1 protein-coding gene is annotated in these 564 nt (G+C 27.5%); it reads left to right on the forward strand.

Annotated elements, in window-relative coordinates:
* A partial coding sequence (locus tag AC1DWA_RS33125) for a hypothetical protein (RefSeq protein WP_477917683.1) occupies positions 1 to 384 on the forward strand: 384 nt, incomplete at its 5' end.
* Between the last annotated feature and the right edge of the window lie 180 nt (positions 385 to 564).

The following is a 564-nucleotide window of genomic DNA, read 5'->3' on the forward strand; positions in this document are numbered from 1 at the left end:
GCCATACATAATTTTTTCTTGCAATTATTAGAAGAGGGACGATTTGATGATGCTTTGGGAAACATTCACGATTTAGATGGCTATATAATTGTTTTTACTTCTAATTTTAGTAAAGAGGACTTTTTTAAAGAGGTACCTTCGGAACTTAGGTCAAGGTTTAGTTTGGTTTTTGAATGTTCATATTTAAATGCAGAGGATCGAAAGGAATATGTGAAGAAAGTAATAAAAGATTATAAAGAAAAAACTGAAGATGAACTTTCACTAGAAGATCTAGAAAAAATTATTCAAACAATTAATTATTCCGAGGAAAATAACCTAAGAAATTTAAAGAAATTGGTGAGAAAAGAATTTTATAAATATATAAGTAGTAAAGTCCTTAAATAATAAAAAAGCTTCCTCTAGTATGAAAAACAACAAAACAAAGAGCTGAAGGAACTAAGAACTTTTTTGAATACATATAACGAAGATGCAAATAAAATAGGGCTTGATATATCAATGAGTGATTTTGAAGATAATTTAAAGTCAATGGAATCAGAATTAAAATCTTTACTATCTCCGTTATCG

It is taken from the genome of Rhodococcus sp. P4_F3_2 (genome assembly GCF_056401335.1).